Raw genomic sequence first — 14,557 nt, 5'->3', positions numbered from 1 at the left:
CCTCCGCGGACTCAGTGCGCGGCGCCCGCAGCAGCGTCAGGAGCGATGTGCTGCGTACCGATCCGCTTGCGGAACACCCAGTAGGTCCACCCCTGGTAGAGCATGACCAGCGGTGTGGCGATGGCCGCCAACCACGTCATGATCTTCAGGGTGTACGGGCTCGACGAGGCGTTGGTGACCGTCAGGCTCCAGTTCCCGTTCAGGCTGGACGGCATGACGTTCGGGAAGAGCGAGAGGAAGAACATCGCCACCACGGCCACGATCGTGACGCCGGACAGCGCGAACGACCATCCCTCCCGACCTGCCTGATTCGCCACCAGGGCGGCCACGAGGGCTACGACGGCCAGGACCAGGGCCACCAGGCTCCTGCCGTTTCCGGTGTCGGCCTGTGTCCACAGCAGGAACACCAGCGCCACGACGGCCGCGACCAGGCCGACCCACCGGGCCAGCCGCCGCGCCCGGACCCGGATGTCCCCGACGGTCTTGAGCGCCGTGAACACCGCCCCGTGGAAGGTGAACAGGGTGAGCGTCACCAGACCGCCGAGCAGGGCGTAGGGGTTGAGGAGATCCCAGACGGTGCCGACGTACTCGAAGTTCTGGTCGATCTTCACGCCTCGCACGATGTTCCCGAAGGCCACGCCCCACAGGAACGCCGGGAGCAAGGAGGTCCAGAAGATCGCCGTTTCCCAGTTGCGCTGCCAGTTCTCCTCCGGCCGCTTGGCCCGGTACTCGAAGGCGACGCCCCGGACGATCAGACAGACCAGGATGAGCAGCAACGGCAGGTAGAAGCCGGAGAAGAGGGTGGCGTACCACTCCGGGAAGGCGGCGAAGGTCGCGCCGCCCGCGGTGAGGAGCCATACCTCGTTGCCGTCCCAGACGGGGCCGATGGTGTTGATCAGCACCCGGCGCTCGGGCCGGCTGCGGGCCAGCAGCCTGGTGAGGATGCCGACTCCGAAGTCGAAGCCCTCCAGGAAGAAGTAGCCCGTCCACAGGACGGCGATCAGGACGAACCAGACGTCGTGAAGTTGCATGACTGTTCCCCCGGCCTAGTACGAGAAGGCCATCGGCTTGTCGGCGTCACGGGTGTCGCCGCCGATCTTCGTGGGCGGGTTGAGGTCGGCGTCGGTCAGCTCGGGCGGACCGGCCTTGACGTATTTCGCGAGCAGCTTGACCTCGACCACGGCGAGGACCGCGTACAGCGCGGTGAAGACGGCCATCGAGGTGAGGACCTCGCCCTGGGAGACACCGGGGGAGACCGCGTCCCGGGTCTGCAGGACGCCGTAGACGACCCATGGCTGGCGGCCCATCTCGGTGAAGATCCAGCCCCAGGAGTTGGCGATCAGCGGGAAGGCCATGGTCCAGGTCGCGATGCGCCAGTACCAGGGGGTGAGCTGGGGGCTGAGCGCCTTGTTCTTGAACAGCACCAGGTGCGGCACCTCGTCGTCGCCGACCCTCAGGTGCTGCGGCAGCATGAACTTCTTGCGGGTCAGCCAGAGCCCGGCCAGCCCGATGGCGAAGGAGGCCATGCCGAAACCGATCATCCAGCGGAAGCCCCAGAAGGCGACCGGGATGTTGGGCCGGTAGTCGCCGGGTCCGAACTTCTGCTGCTCGGCCTTGTTGACGTCGTTGATGCCGGGAACGTACGAGTTGAAGTTGTCGTCGGCGAGGAAGGACAGCAGGCCCGGTATCTCGATGGCCACACTGTTGTGGCCCTTCTCCACATCGCCGTAGGCGAAGATCGAGAACGGCGCCGGCTTCTGGCCGTCCCACAGTGCCTCGGCAGCGGCCATCTTCATCGGCTGCTGCTTGAACATGACCTTGCCGAGGGTGTCGCCGCTGATCGCGGTGAGCATTCCGGCGATGACCACGGTGATCAGCCCGAGCCGCAGCGAGGTCTTCATCTCGCGGATGTGCTTCTTGCGGGCCAGGTGGTAGGCGGAGATGCCCACCATGAAGGCGCCGCCGGTGAGGAAGGCCGCCGCGAGGGTGTGGAAGGCCTGGCTGAGGGCCGTGTTCTGGGTCAGCACGGCCCAGAAGTCGGTCAGCTCGGCCCGTCCCCTGTCCTTGTCGATCTTGTAGCCGACCGGGTGCTGCATCCAGGAGTTGGCCGCGAGGATGAAGTACGCCGACAGGATCGTGCCGATCGAGACCATCCAGATGCAGGCCAGGTGGATCTTCTTGGGGAGCTTGTCCCAGCCGAAGATCCACAGACCGATGAACGTGGACTCGAAGAAGAACGCGATCAACGCCTCAAAGGCGAGCGGCGCGCCGAAGATGTCACCGACGAAGCGCGAGTAGTCCGACCAGTTCATGCCGAACTGGAACTCCTGCACGATGCCGGTGACCACACCCATCGCGATGTTGATCAGGAAGAGCTTGCCCCAGAACTTCGTCGCTCTGAGGTACTTCTCCTTCTCCGTGCGCACCCAGGCCGTCTGCAGCCCGGCCGTGAGAGCGGCCAGGGAGATCGTCAGCGGAACGAACAGGAAGTGGTAGACGGTGGTGATGCCGAACTGCCAGCGCGCCAGTGTTTCCGGCGCCAAAGCCAGGTCCACGTCGTCACTCTCCTTACTACGGCGTGGTGCAGCGACGGTTTGCCCCCTTTGTCACTCACATACAGGAGCAAACAGGACGCGCTTGTGAACGCGTTCACATTCACAAGCCATTATGACGCACTGATTTTCGGCCGAGAAGGGGGGGTCCCCCCTTCGCCTTCGCGTCAAGACCTTGGCAGCGACTTCAACATCTTGTTGAATTGCGCGCCATGCAGATACGCATTTCCTGGCCCGCGGGCTACATCACCGCGACCCTCGACGCAGGCACGCCGACCTCACAGGCCCTCGCCAAGGCCCTTCCGCTCGCTTCGACCGCGAGCACATGGGGCGAGGAGGTGTATTTCGACACAGGTATCGCTGTTTCACGTGAAACGGACGCACGTCAGGTCGTGGAACCGGGCACAGTGGTCTTCTGGACGGACGGCGACGCACTCGCCCTCCCCTACGGCCCCACGCCGATCTCGCGAGGGTCCGAATGCCGTCTCGCAAGTCCGTGCAATGTCCTCGGGAGTGTGGACGGGGACGCCGGCCTCCTGGCGACCGTACGAGACGGCGACCCCATCCGGGTGGAACTGATCGAGGAGTAGCGAGTAGCGGAGTAGCGCTCCCGCCGGGCTAGAGCTCCTTGCGGAACGCCTCCGCCACGTTCAGGAAGATGTCGTTCGCCTCGGCCTCGCCGACCGTCACCCGCACACCCTCGCCCGGGAACGGCCGGACCACCACACCGTGCTCCTCACAGGCCTGCGCGAACGCGGCCGTACGCTCCCCCAGCCGCAGCCACACGAAGTTGGCCTGCGTCTCCGGCACCGTCCAGCCCTGGGCCCGCAGCGCGTCGACCACGCGCTTGCGCTCGCACACCAGCGAGCCGACCCGGCCCAGCAGCTCGTCCTCGGCCTGCAGCGAGGCGACCGCCGCGTCCTGCGCGAGCTGGCTCACCCCGAACGGCACCGCCGTCTTGCGCAGCGCCGCCGCCACCGGCTCATGGGCGATCGCGAAACCGACACGCAGCCCGGCCAGCCCGTACGCCTTGGAGAAGGTCCGCAGGACACAGACGTTGGGCCGCTGCCGGTACAGCTCGACCCCGTCGGGCACCTCGGGGTCACGGATGAACTCCCGGTAGGCCTCGTCCAGTACCACCAGCACGTCGCTGGGCACGCGGTCGAGGAACCGCTCCAGCTCCGCCCGCCGCACCACCGTGCCGGTCGGGTTGTTGGGGTTGCACACGAAGATCAGCCGCGTCCGGTCGGTGATCGCGTCCGCCATCGCGTCCAGGTCGTGCACGTCCCCCGGCGTCAGCGGCACCTGCACCGACCGGGCACCGCTGATCTGCGTGATGATCGGGTACGCCTCGAACGACCGCCAGGCGTAGATCACCTCGTCACCGGGGCCGCTCGTGGCCTGGATCAGCTGCTGGGCGACACCCACCGAGCCGGTCCCGGTGGCCAGATGGGAGAGCGGTACACCGAAACGCTCGGACAGCTCGTTCATCAGCCCGGTGCAGGCCATGTCCGGGTAGCGGTTGAAGTCGCAGGCCGCCGCGGACACCCTCTCCAGCACGCCCGGCAGCGGCGGATACGGGTTCTCGTTGGAGGACAACTTGTAGGCGACCGGGCCGGCTGCCGTGGCCGGCTTGCCCGGCTTGTAGGTGGGGATACTCTCCAGCTCGGCGCGCAGCTTGGGGCTCGTCTCGCTCACCGCAGTCCTCCTAGCGACCACCGGCGGACCGTCGACACCGCCGGCTTCCAATACTTCTCACCTTATGAGGATTCGGCGTCGCTGCGTACAGGTGCGCGACAGACCCGCAGCGCAGGCGCCGCCCGAAGAAGAGGTGTATCTCACGTTCCCCAGCGGCATCAGGGGCATCAGCGTACGAAGGCGTACGTTTCGGGGGGCGCGCCGTACATATATCTATGCGCCGGTAGCTCACGCCGTGGCGCGCGTCCCCCATGAAGGTGAGTTGAGACCTCTTCGAGACATCGGGGCCTTGGCAGGTCCATACGCGTCGACAAGTCACGTCTTACTATTGGATCAGTCAACCTCCTTGCTTTCCAAGGGAGTTGGCCGTCAATGACCATGCAGAAACGTGCCTGTCAATGCGCGCATATGCGTCCGCACTACCCCACCGCATGAGCCCTACTATCGGCTCGCCATGACAGCAGCAGGGAAGCACCAGGTGAGCCGCGCGGAAACCTCACGTCGAGGCAGCCGGCCGGGTCGGGCGGGCATCAGGGACGTCGCCGCCGCCGCCGGAGTCTCCATCACGACCGTATCCGATGCCCTCAACGGCAAGGGCCGGCTCCCGGATGCCACCCGGCGTCATGTCCGCGAGGTCGCGGACCGGCTCGGGTACCGCCCTTCGGCCGCTGCCCGCACCCTCCGTACCGGCAAGTCGGGTCTGATCGGTCTGACCGTGACGACGTACGGGGATGAACCTTTCACCTTCACGGAGTTCGCGTACTTCGCCGAGATGGCCCGGGCCGCCACGTCGGCCGCGCTCGCCCGCGGCTACGCCCTGGTCATCCTGCCCGCGACCTCCCGCCATGACGTCTGGTCCAACGTCGCCCTGGACGGCACGGTCGTCATCGACCCCTCCGACCAGGACCCGGTCGTCAGCGAACTCGTCCGGCAGGGCCTGCCGGTCGTCTCCGACGGCCGCCCGGCCGGCCCCCTCCCCGTCACCGCCTGGGTGGACAACGACCACGAGGCCGCCGTACTCGGCATCCTCGACCATCTCGCCGACGCCGGCGCCCGCCGCATCGGCCTGCTCACGGGCACCTCGACGGACACGTACACCCATCTGTCGACCACCGCCTACCTGCGCTGGTGCGACCGGGTCGGCCAGGATCCGGTCTACGAGGCATACCCGGCGCACGACCCGTGCGCCGGAGCCGTCGCCGCCGACCGGCTGCTCGCCCGCCCCGACCGGCCCGACGCGGTCTACGGACTGTTCGATCCCAACGGCACCGATCTGCTCGCCGCCGCCCGCCGCTACGGCCTCCGCGTCCCCGACGACCTGCTGCTGGTGTGCTGCAGCGAGTCCACCGTGTACGCCAGCACCGAACCGTCCGTCACGACGCTCTCGCTGAAGCCGCGCCGCATCGGCACCGCCGTCGTCCAGCTCCTCATCGACGCCATCGAGGGCGTCGAGTCCGACCAGCCGGTCGAACAGGTGATACCGACCGAGCTGATCGTGCGTACCTCCTCGCAGCGGCGGCCACCGCGCACGACCGTCAGCCCGCCGCGGACACCGGACGAGAAGTAGCTCCCCGCCCCGCACCGGCCGGTGCGGGGCCCGGCCCGCGCGGGCCCGAGCCGGCCGGGTGAGGGTACGGTCGGCCGACAGCCGGCCGAACACCTGCCCAAACGGGGCGAAAGCCGCGGTGAACTGGAGTCTTGTTCCGATTCACTACCCCTGGGTCATCACACGGCGCGACGCGCATTCCTATGATGGGCCCACGACACCGCGGACCGCTGCGACCAGGCAGTCCGAAGCGGTGCAGATGCGGCGCGATGGTGGAGGGGTCTGATGACTCAGGGGGCCGGTCAGGGACCCGAGGCGGAGCGGACGGCGACGCTGCGCGACTTCCGGGTACCCGCGTACGTCCACGAGACCGGTCCGTACGGCAGCAGCGTCCATCCCGGCGACGTCGTCCCGGCCGCCGACGAGGCGTACCCCGAGGGCTACACCCCCACCCAGCGCGACCTGCCCGTCATCAACCGTGGCGACACCGTGCAGGTCCCCGTCGAGCCGGCCCCCGCGGGCCCGGCCGCACAGCCCGCGGCCGGGCCCGGGCCGCTCTACGTCGTCGGTGACGTCCACGGCTACCTGGACGAGCTGACGGCCGCCCTGCAGGAGCAGGGCCTGATCGACACCTCGGGCCAGTGGTGCGCCGGCACCACGCGGCTGTGGTTCCTCGGTGACTTCACCGACCGCGGCCCGGACGGCATCGGCGTCATCGACCTGGTCATGCGGCTGTCCGCCGAGGCCGCAGCGGCGGGCGGCTACTGCAAGGCCCTCATGGGCAATCACGAACTGCTGCTCCTCGGTGCCAAACGGTTCGGCGACACCCCCGTCAACTCGGGCGCGGGCACCGCCACCTTCCAGGCGGCCTGGCTGCTCAACGGTGGCCAGAAGACGGACATGGACCGCCTCCAGGACCACCACCTGCAGTGGATGGCCCGCCTGGACGCCGTCGAACTGGTCGACGGCTATCTGCTCGTCCACTCCGACACCACCGCCTACCTCGACTACGGCGACTCCATCGAGGCGGTCAACGACACCGTCCGTGAGGCTCTGACCCGTAACGACGCCGACGAGGTCTGGGACCTGTTCCGCAAGTTCACCAAGCGCTTCTCCTTCCGCGACGAGGGCGGTGCCGAGGCCGTGCGTTCCCTCCTCGATACGTACGGCGGCATCCGGGTCGTTCACGGGCACAGCCCCATTCCCTACCTCCTCGGCGAGGTCGGCTCCGAAGAAGGCGAAGAGAGCACCGGCCCGGTCGTCGAGGGTCCGCACGTCTACGCCGACGGGCTCGCCATCGCCATGGACGGCGGCGTGACCATGGCCGGAAAGCTGCTGGTCCGGCAACTTCCCCTGGATATCTGACCGTTTCGCGGGCAGTCGTCCCCCGACTGCGTACGCGCAGGCCACACGCAATTTCCGGCAATCCCCTGTCACCGCGCGCCGTCACGGCTCTACCATCGGCTTATCCGTAGCAGGCTCCCCTCCGTTTCTGCCCGACGGCTCGCCGGCGTGCGAGCCCCAAGCCCTACGGAGCATCGGGGGATGCACATGAACAGCGTTCCGCAGCATCTGCAGAGCGAGGACCGCCAGGAATTCGAGCGGCTCCTCGATGAGGCGCTGCGCTCCGCACCACACCGACCGGAACTGGCCGCTGTCGGACGGCGGCTCAATCCCGAACAACTGCGCACCATGGCACTCAACGCCTCCGCCCTGATCACGGCGGCCGCGGCGGCCGAGTACCAGCGGTACCTCGAGATCCGCGACCAACTGCGCCAACCGGCGCTCTCCGCTCCGCCGACCGCCGCCGGCTCCGCCGCGGACGGGGCCGCCTCGGCCGACACCGGGCTCGTCACCGCCCTCGGCGAAGCCGCCGAGAGCAGCGGCGCGGGCGCCATCGCGGTCATCGCCGTCCTGGCTCCCCTCCTCTCCGGAACCGCGGCGGTGGTCTTCCTGCTCGTCGGCTACATCCTGAAGATGCTGGACCCCGGGCACTCCCTCGCCGGGACCCTGCTCAGCACCGGCTGGGTGTTCGGCGCCATGACCGCGGCGGCGATCCTGGTCGCCGCCGTCGGGCTGCTGCTCACCGCCCTGCGCAACAGCACCACGGCAGACGCCCAGGCTCGGGACACGGCGAACGAGGAACTGGCCAGAGCCAGAGAGGCATGGCGGGACGCCCTGCTGGAGCGCGGCATCCTGCCCTTCCTCAGGGAGGCACTGGCCGAGCCCGGGCCGGCCGCCGTGCGCCACACGGCCCCGCCCGCACCGACCGGCCGCATACCGCGCCTGGGCTACGACCGTCCCGGCTTCAGCAGTCCCGACGACGGCACCGCGTCCGACCGGCCGAGCTTCACCAGCCCCGACTACACGAGCCCGGACTTCGGCGGCCCGGAGCACCGGCCCGAGTGACGGGCCGGCGTCATCGGACCGGGCGGCGCGTCGAGTTCACCGCATACGGTTCAGTCGGCGATCGGCAGGTACACCCGGTTGCCGGCAGCCGCGAACTCCTGCGACTTCTGCGCCATGCCCTCCTCGATCTCGGCCCGGCTGCCACCGTGCTCACGCCGGATGTCCTGCGAGATCTTCATGCTGCAGAACTTCGGGCCGCACATCGAGCAGAAGTGTGCCGTCTTGGCGGGCTCGGCCGGCAGGGTCTCGTCGTGGAACTCCCTGGCGGTGTCCGGGTCCAGGGCGAGGTTGAACTGGTCCTCCCAGCGGAACTCGAAGCGCGCGTCGGACAGTGCGTCGTCCCACTCCTGCGCACCGGGGTGCCCCTTGGCGAGGTCCGCCGCGTGAGCGGCGATCTTGTAGGTGATGACGCCGGTCTTGACGTCGTCCCGGTTGGGCAGGCCCAGGTGCTCCTTGGGAGTGACGTAGCAGAGCATCGCCGTGCCCCACCAGGCGATCATCGCGGCGCCGATGCCGGAGGTGATGTGGTCGTACGCCGGCGCGATGTCCGTGGTCAGCGGGCCGAGCGTATAGAACGGAGCTTCATCACAGATCTCCTGCTGAAGGTCGATGTTCTCCTTGATCTTGTGCATCGGGACGTGCCCCGGGCCCTCGATCATGGTCTGTACGTGGAAACGCTTGGCGATCCGGTTGAGTTCCCCGAGCGTCTTCAACTCCGCGAACTGCGCCGCGTCGTTGGCGTCGGCGATCGATCCCGGCCGCAGGCCGTCGCCCAGCGAGTACGTGACGTCGTAGGCGGCGAGGATCTCGCACAGCTCTTCGAAGTTCTCGTACAGGAACGATTCCTTGTGGTGTGCCAGGCACCACGCGGCCATGATCGAGCCGCCGCGCGAGACGATGCCGGTCTTGCGGTTGGCGGTGAGCGGGACATACGGCAGCCGGACGCCCGCGTGGACGGTCATGTAGTCCACGCCCTGCTCGGCCTGCTCGATGACGGTGTCCTTGTAGATGGCCCAGGTCAGTTCCTCGGCCTTGCCGTCGACCTTCTCCAGGGCCTGGTAGAGCGGCACCGTGCCGATGGGCACGGGGGAGTTGCGCAGCACCCACTCACGGGTGGTGTGGATGTTGCGGCCGGTGGACAGGTCCATGACCGTGTCGGCGCCCCAGCGGGTCGCCCAGGTCATCTTCTCGACCTCTTCCTCGATGGAGGACGTCACCGCGGAGTTTCCGATGTTGGCATTGACCTTCACCAGGAACCGCTTGCCGATGATCATCGGCTCGATCTCCGGGTGGTTGACGTTGGCCGGCAGCACGGCCCGGCCGGCCGCGATCTCCTCGCGGACCACCTCGGGCGAGACGTTCTCCCGGAGAGCCACGAACTCCACCTCCGGGGTGATCTCGCCGCGGCGGGCATACGCGAGCTGCGTCACCGCCTGGCCGCTGCGGCCCCGGCGCGGCTGGCGCGGGCGTCCGGGGAAGACCGCGTCCAGGTTCCGCAGCCCGCCGCGCGGTGAGGTGTGCTTGACCCCGTCGTCCTCGGGGCGGACCGGACGGCCCGCGTACTCCTCGGTGTCGCCGCGGGCGATGATCCAGTTCTCCCGCAGCGGCGACAGGCCCCTGCGGACGTCCGTGTCCGCGGACGGATCGGTGTACGGGCCCGAGGTGTCGTACAACGTGACCGACTGCCCGTTCGTGAGGTGCACCTGACGGACCGGCACGCGCACGTCGGGGCGCGAGCCTTCGACGTATGCCTTGTGCCAGCCGATGGACTTCCCGGCCTCCTCGGACTTCTCGTCCTGAACGGAGGCAGGCGTGCGTACGTCCTTGTTGGTCATGAGACCTACTCCCTACGCCGGCATTACCCGGTAACAGGTTCGGCGGTCGACGCAGCGGCTTCCGTCTGCCGATGTCTCCTGTGAAACAGCGCTCGTTCCACGTGAAACATCGCATCTACGGAGGTCAGCGCCCTCTCAGCCCGGTGCTCCGAGCTCCCGCGTGTGCAAAGGTGCCTCCACGCTAGCGTCATGTGTGGCGCGCTGAACAGTGGGCCCCACCGGTTCTTGGGATGATCGGGCGGTGACCAGGATGGAGCAGTACCCCTACCAGCCGCCCGAGCCGCACCACCGAGACGGCGCGTCACGGGGCACCGGGCACGGCCACCGTGCTCATGAGGGCGGCGGTGACGGCGGTCCCGGGCCCGGCCACTCGCATGGCCACAGCCACGGCCCCGCCGCGCCCGTCTCCCAGCACCTGCGCAAGGTCATCGCCGCGATCCTGGTCCCCTTCACCGCGGCTGTCCTGGTCGGCCTCGTGGTGCTCTGGCCCGGGCAAGCCCCCTCCCACAAGCGCACCGGCGTCGGCTTCGACCGGCAGACCCAGCAGGCCACGGTCACCCGGGTCGTCGAGGTCAGCTGCAAGTCGGTGAACGCCTCCGGCGGCCCCTCCACCGGCGACACCTCCACCGCCGAGGGCACGTCGGCGCAGCAACGGGGCGACGGCACCTGCAAGAAGGCGACCGTCCAAGTCGACACAGGGAAGGACAAGGGCCGTACGTTCACCGAGATCGTGCAGCCCGACCAGACGCGGCAGCTGCACCAGGGCGAGAAGGTCGTGGTCGCCTACGAGCCCTCGGCCCCGAAGGAACTGCAGTACGCGGTGACCGACGTGAACCGGCAGTTCCCGATGGCGCTGCTCGCGGGAATCTTCGCGGTGGCTGTCGTCCTGGTGGGCCGGCTGCGCGGTGTCATGGCGCTGGTCGCGCTGGCCGTGAGCTTCCTGGTGCTGACCCTGTTCATCCTCCCGGCGATCCTGGAAGGGGCGAATCCGCTGGTGGTGGCCGTGGTCGGAGCGAGCGCCATCATGCTGATCGCCCTGTACATGTGCCATGGCCTGTCGGCCCGTACGTCGGTGGCGGTGCTCGGCACGCTGGTCTCCCTCTCACTGATCGGAGTGCTCGGCTCGCTGTTCATCGGCTGGGCCGCGCTGACCGGCAACACGGACGACAGCACGGGCCTGATCCACGGCCTGTATCCGTCGATCGACATGAGCGGTCTGCTGCTGGCCGGCGTCATCATCGGTTCGCTCGGCGTCCTGGACGACGTGACGGTGACCCAGACATCGGCCGTCTGGGAACTGCACGAGGCCAACCCGTCGATGGGCTGGCGGGGGCTGTACCGGGCGGGTATCCGCATCGGCCGCGACCACATCGCCTCCGTGGTCAACACCCTGGTGCTCGCCTATGCCGGTGCAGCACTGCCGTTGCTGCTGCTGTTCTCGATCGCGCAGAGCAGCGTGGGGACCGTCGCCAACAGTGAGCTGGTGGCCGAGGAGATCGTGCGCACGCTGGTGGGCTCGATCGGCCTGGTCGCATCGGTCCCGGTCACCACGGCGCTGGCCGCGCTGGTCGTCTCGGCCGACCGCCCCGGCCCGGATGCCACGGCACCCGCCGGGGCCCGGCCCGCTCCGGCGCGCGGCGGCCGGGGACGGCGCCGGAAGCGGTGAGTACGGCACGGGCGCCATCCCCTGAAGAAGCGTTCCTGCAAGGTTTCCGGGTCCACGGTGGAGCGCCTGGCACCCCTGCCGCACAGCTTCAGCCGGCGCTCTGTTCCTCGGCCAGGATGCGGTCCAGAGCCTCGTCGAGGTGAGCGTCGAAGTCGGCCAGCGCACCCTCCTGACCGAGCGGCACGAGCTTGTCCGTGCGGTCGAGGAACGCCACCAGCGGCGGCGCCGACGAACGGAACAGGGCTTTGTCACCGCCGACCTGAAGCCTGATCAGCACCTCGCCCAGCACTTCGGAATCGGCGGGTGCGATACGCACGTCCCCCTCCCCGCACGGCCGGCCGACCCCGTCGATCAGCAGTTCGCGCCCGAAGGCCCAGGTCACCGGCGCGTCACCGGGAAGGTGAAAGGTGAGCCGCACGGCGTAGGGATCGTGGGTCTCGTAGCGCAACTCCACCGGGATGCGGAAGGAGAGCTCCTCCGACACGAGAAAGCTCATCATGACTTCTGCCTGTACGGACTCGCGCATCGCCTACCCCGTCATATGACGTCGACTGGCCGGGATTGATCCCTCTGACCGTGGACAAATCTTGCTCAACGTACACGACAGATCACAAGGAGTAAGTTTTCAGATACTGATAGAGAAGGTGAGCGTGCCCAGATGCCGCCCGATCCCGTCCTGCAGCCGACGAGCCGCGGGCAGCAGCCGGTCGGCCTGGTGGGCGGGAAGCGAGATGGCCACGGTGGCCGCGGTGGTGCCGACCGTGATCGGGACCGCCGCGCAGACCGTCCCGACCGCGTACTCCTGACGCTCCACCACCGGCTCCATCCGCCGCGTCCGAGCCAGCCGGCGCAGCAGCGCGTCGTTGTCCCGCACCGTGTACGGCGTGACGGTCCGCACCGGGTACCGGGCGAGATGGTCGCGTCGCGCGTCCTCGTCCAGCTGCGAGAGCAGACACTGACCGATCGCATGCGCATGGCCGGTCTCGCGGAAGTCCGCCCACTCCTGGACCGCGGGCGTTTGAAGGGAGTCGGAGACACACATGATCTCGATCTCGCCCTCCCGGTACATCGCGTAATACACCGGCGCACCGATGCAATCGCGCCAGTGCGCGAGCGTGTCCGCCACCGTGCTGCGACGTTTCTGCCGCGCTCCACTGGATCCCAGCCGCTCCGCCGCTTCACCGAGGAAGAACAGCCCCTTCTCACGGCGCAGATAGCCCTCGTGCACCAGAGTGCGCAGCAGGTGGTACGTCGTGGGCAGAGCGAGACCGGTTTCGCGCGCGAGTTGTTTGGCGGGGGCGCCGTAGGCGTGCGTGGCGACGGTCTCCAGCAGGCGCATGGCGCGCTGGACGGATCCGATGAGCGTCGCGTTGGGTGTGGCCGCGGGGGCGGACGCGTCGGCAGCCTGTGGTTCCGGCCTGTCGGCGGAGGGCCTCGGTCCGGGGAGGCCGGCGGGATGCGACGGCTTGGGGATGTCCGCGACGTGGCCCTGTGGCTGGCCCGGGACGGCCAGGGGAGCCGATCGCTGGACGGGGGGAGCACCGGGGCGTGGTGCGGCGGCTGCCTGGGGGTCTGCCGGTGCGGTGTCGACCGTGGCCAAGGGTAGGTCACTCCCGAGGGGCGAGGGGGAGCCCGTGCGGGGGAAGAGCACGGAGGGGGCTGCGCCACCCACGGCGCCGGAACCCCCGTGGGGAGTTCCGGACTCTAATCGCCCGCCACCGCGTGCAGCCGGCTCCGGGGAAAACTTCCCTCCCCCGAGGGAACCGATCCTTCTCTCATCGAGCACCGGTTCCCAGATGCCTCACCAGTCGCTGCGCGACGACGAGTTCCCCGTGAACTTGCGCACGATGTAGATCAGGCCGCCGACCAGGGCGACGAAGACCAGCGCCTTGAACAGCAGGCCGATCACGAAGCCGACCACGCTCGCTATCAGGCCGCCGAACACGACCAGGGCGATGACCGGCACCGCGACCCACTTCACCCACCACGGTAGTCCCGCGAAGATCTCCCGCATCGCCCTCGTCCTTTGCGTCGTCGTGCGTTGTCGATGTTCCGCACTCGATGCTAGGGCCGCCGAGGGCGTCCACGGGGGTCTGGCGTCCCTTGTCCTCCCCTGACCTGTCCCCTAGGGAACCCTGGGGTCCGGCATCACGCCTCGGGCGGAGAGAACACGACGAGCACCCTGAGGTCCTCGCTGATGTGGTGGAACTTGTGGGCGACACCGGCGGGCACGTACACGACGCTGCCCCGCGCCACCTGGGTCGTCTCCAGGCCGACCGTGAGGGAGGCCCGGCCGCTGACCACGACGTACACCTCGTCCTGGTGATGCGGCTTCTGCGGGTCGTGTTCGCCCGCGCCGAGGGCGTAGAGGCCGACCGACATGTTCCGCTCGCGCAGGAACTGCAGGTAAGCACCCTCGTTGGCGGCGCGTTCCGCCTCCAGGTCGTCCAACCGGAATGCCTTCATCGCCGTTGTCGCCCTCGCCTCACCGTTCGCCGTGCCCGTGCACGTCGTCGCACCCGCTCGCCGCCCGTCCGGTCACTGTCCCGTCCGGTCTGCCACGATCAGACACATGAAGAATTTCGTAGTCAAGACGATCGCCAACGCGGGCGCCCTGGCGGTCGCCGTGTGGCTGCTCGACAAGATCACCCTGACCGGTGACAACACCGCCAAGAAGGCCGGCACGCTGATCGTCGTCGCCCTGATCTTCGGCTTGGTGAACTGGCTGGTCAAGCCGGTCGTGAAGGTGCTCACCTTCCCGCTGTTCATCCTCACCCTGGGCCTGATCACCCTGGTGGTGAACGCGCTGATGCTGCTGCTGACCTCCTGGGTCTGCGGCAAGCTCGACCTG

At 68.5% G+C, this 14,557-nt stretch carries 14 protein-coding genes and 1 riboswitch; of the genes, 6 read left to right on the top strand and 8 right to left on the bottom strand.

Annotation, left to right across the window (positions count from 1 at the left end; all coding sequences use genetic code 11):
- Positions 1 to 11 precede the first annotated feature (11 nt).
- Positions 12 to 1,031: a cytochrome d ubiquinol oxidase subunit II gene (gene cydB / locus AB0B40_RS31685; protein WP_345058850.1), complete on the bottom strand. Its 1,020-nt coding sequence runs from the start codon at positions 1,029 to 1,031 to the stop codon at positions 12 to 14.
- Positions 1,032 to 1,046: 15 nt separating this feature from the next.
- Positions 1,047 to 2,555 carry a cytochrome ubiquinol oxidase subunit I gene (locus AB0B40_RS31680; protein WP_362266962.1) on the bottom strand — a complete coding sequence of 503 codons (1,509 nt, stop codon included), beginning with the start codon at positions 2,553 to 2,555 and terminating at the stop codon, positions 1,047 to 1,049.
- Positions 2,556 to 2,764: 209 nt separating this feature from the next.
- Between AB0B40_RS31680 and AB0B40_RS31675 the strand changes: the two genes are divergently transcribed.
- Positions 2,765 to 3,142 (top strand): cyclophilin-like fold protein, encoded by a 378-nt coding sequence (locus AB0B40_RS31675; protein ID WP_362266960.1) that lies wholly within the window; start codon positions 2,765 to 2,767, stop codon positions 3,140 to 3,142.
- Positions 3,143 to 3,170: 28 nt separating this feature from the next.
- On the opposite strand, the gene hisC is transcribed toward AB0B40_RS31675, so the two are convergent.
- A complete protein-coding gene (gene hisC, locus AB0B40_RS31670; RefSeq protein WP_362266958.1) occupies positions 3,171 to 4,250 on the bottom strand; it encodes a histidinol-phosphate transaminase in 1,080 nt (359 codons plus the stop codon).
- 454 nt (positions 4,251 to 4,704) lie between these two features.
- On the opposite strand from hisC, the gene AB0B40_RS31665 reads away from it, so the two are divergent.
- From AB0B40_RS31665 to AB0B40_RS31655, 3 genes are all read left to right on the top strand, one after another.
- Positions 4,705 to 5,817 (top strand): LacI family DNA-binding transcriptional regulator, encoded by a 1,113-nt coding sequence (locus AB0B40_RS31665; RefSeq protein ID WP_345058856.1) that lies wholly within the window; start codon positions 4,705 to 4,707, stop codon positions 5,815 to 5,817.
- A 264-nt stretch (positions 5,818 to 6,081) separates the two neighbouring features.
- A complete protein-coding gene (locus AB0B40_RS31660; RefSeq protein ID WP_345058857.1) occupies positions 6,082 to 7,161 on the top strand; it encodes a metallophosphoesterase in 1,080 nt (359 codons plus the stop codon).
- Between the two features lie 180 nt (positions 7,162 to 7,341).
- Positions 7,342 to 8,205 (top strand): hypothetical protein, encoded by an 864-nt coding sequence (locus tag AB0B40_RS31655; protein WP_362266955.1) that lies wholly within the window; start codon positions 7,342 to 7,344, stop codon positions 8,203 to 8,205.
- A 50-nt stretch (positions 8,206 to 8,255) separates the two neighbouring features.
- Here AB0B40_RS31655 and thiC read toward each other — a convergent pair whose 3' ends face one another.
- A complete protein-coding gene (thiC, locus tag AB0B40_RS31650) occupies positions 8,256 to 10,040 on the bottom strand; it encodes a phosphomethylpyrimidine synthase ThiC (RefSeq protein WP_362266953.1) in 1,785 nt (594 codons plus the stop codon).
- Positions 10,033 to 10,210: riboswitch (TPP riboswitch) on the bottom strand. It overlaps the preceding gene by 8 nt.
- 71 nt (positions 10,211 to 10,281) lie before the next feature.
- Here thiC and AB0B40_RS31645 point away from each other — a divergent pair.
- The gene (locus AB0B40_RS31645) at positions 10,282 to 11,706 is read left to right on the top strand and encodes a YibE/F family protein (protein WP_345058863.1); all 1,425 of its coding nucleotides are present in this window, start codon (positions 10,282 to 10,284) and stop codon (positions 11,704 to 11,706) included.
- 88 nt (positions 11,707 to 11,794) lie between these two features.
- On the opposite strand, the gene AB0B40_RS31640 is transcribed toward AB0B40_RS31645, so the two are convergent.
- From AB0B40_RS31640 to AB0B40_RS31625, 4 genes are all read right to left on the bottom strand, one after another.
- A complete protein-coding gene (locus AB0B40_RS31640; RefSeq protein ID WP_362266951.1) occupies positions 11,795 to 12,232 on the bottom strand; it encodes an SsgA family sporulation/cell division regulator in 438 nt (145 codons plus the stop codon).
- 99 nt (positions 12,233 to 12,331) lie between these two features.
- Positions 12,332 to 13,045, bottom strand: coding sequence for an IclR family transcriptional regulator C-terminal domain-containing protein (locus tag AB0B40_RS31635; protein ID WP_345058867.1), 714 nt, complete (start codon positions 13,043 to 13,045; stop codon positions 12,332 to 12,334).
- A 462-nt stretch (positions 13,046 to 13,507) separates the two neighbouring features.
- Positions 13,508 to 13,720 (bottom strand): DUF5326 family protein, encoded by a 213-nt coding sequence (locus AB0B40_RS31630; RefSeq protein ID WP_345058869.1) that lies wholly within the window; start codon positions 13,718 to 13,720, stop codon positions 13,508 to 13,510.
- A 134-nt stretch (positions 13,721 to 13,854) separates the two neighbouring features.
- Entirely contained in the window at positions 13,855 to 14,172 is a 318-nt protein-coding gene (locus AB0B40_RS31625; RefSeq protein WP_345058871.1) for a cupin domain-containing protein, read from the bottom strand.
- Between the two features lie 106 nt (positions 14,173 to 14,278).
- Here AB0B40_RS31625 and AB0B40_RS31620 point away from each other — a divergent pair.
- Positions 14,279 to 14,557 (top strand): phage holin family protein (locus AB0B40_RS31620; RefSeq protein WP_362266949.1); only part of this gene is annotated, 279 nt, incomplete at its 3' end.

Source organism: Streptomyces sp. NPDC042638, assembly GCF_040647235.1.
Lineage (GTDB): Bacteria > Actinomycetota > Actinomycetes > Streptomycetales > Streptomycetaceae > Streptomyces > Streptomyces rameus.
The sequence above is the reverse complement of the archived record's forward strand: the minus strand, read 5'-3'. Positions and strand labels throughout refer to the sequence as shown.

What these genes read in the sequence shown, in the direction of transcription:
- cydB (WP_345058850.1), bottom strand. Translation starts at nt 1,031, where the DNA reads ATGCAACTTCACGACGTCTGGTTCGTCCTGATCGCCGTCCTGTGGACG.
- AB0B40_RS31655 (WP_362266955.1), top strand. Translation starts at nt 7,342, where the DNA reads ATGCACATGAACAGCGTTCCGCAGCATCTGCAGAGCGAGGACCGCCAG.
- AB0B40_RS31675 (WP_362266960.1), top strand. Translation starts at nt 2,765, where the DNA reads ATGCAGATACGCATTTCCTGGCCCGCGGGCTACATCACCGCGACCCTC.
- AB0B40_RS31630 (WP_345058869.1), bottom strand. Translation starts at nt 13,720, where the DNA reads ATGCGGGAGATCTTCGCGGGACTACCGTGGTGGGTGAAGTGGGTCGCG.
- AB0B40_RS31665 (WP_345058856.1), top strand. Translation starts at nt 4,705, where the DNA reads ATGACAGCAGCAGGGAAGCACCAGGTGAGCCGCGCGGAAACCTCACGT.
- thiC (WP_362266953.1), bottom strand. Translation starts at nt 10,040, where the DNA reads ATGACCAACAAGGACGTACGCACGCCTGCCTCCGTTCAGGACGAGAAG.
- AB0B40_RS31660 (WP_345058857.1), top strand. Translation starts at nt 6,082, where the DNA reads ATGACTCAGGGGGCCGGTCAGGGACCCGAGGCGGAGCGGACGGCGACG.
- AB0B40_RS31640 (WP_362266951.1), bottom strand. Translation starts at nt 12,232, where the DNA reads ATGCGCGAGTCCGTACAGGCAGAAGTCATGATGAGCTTTCTCGTGTCG.
- AB0B40_RS31625 (WP_345058871.1), bottom strand. Translation starts at nt 14,172, where the DNA reads ATGAAGGCATTCCGGTTGGACGACCTGGAGGCGGAACGCGCCGCCAAC.
- AB0B40_RS31635 (WP_345058867.1), bottom strand. Translation starts at nt 13,045, where the DNA reads ATGCGCCTGCTGGAGACCGTCGCCACGCACGCCTACGGCGCCCCCGCC.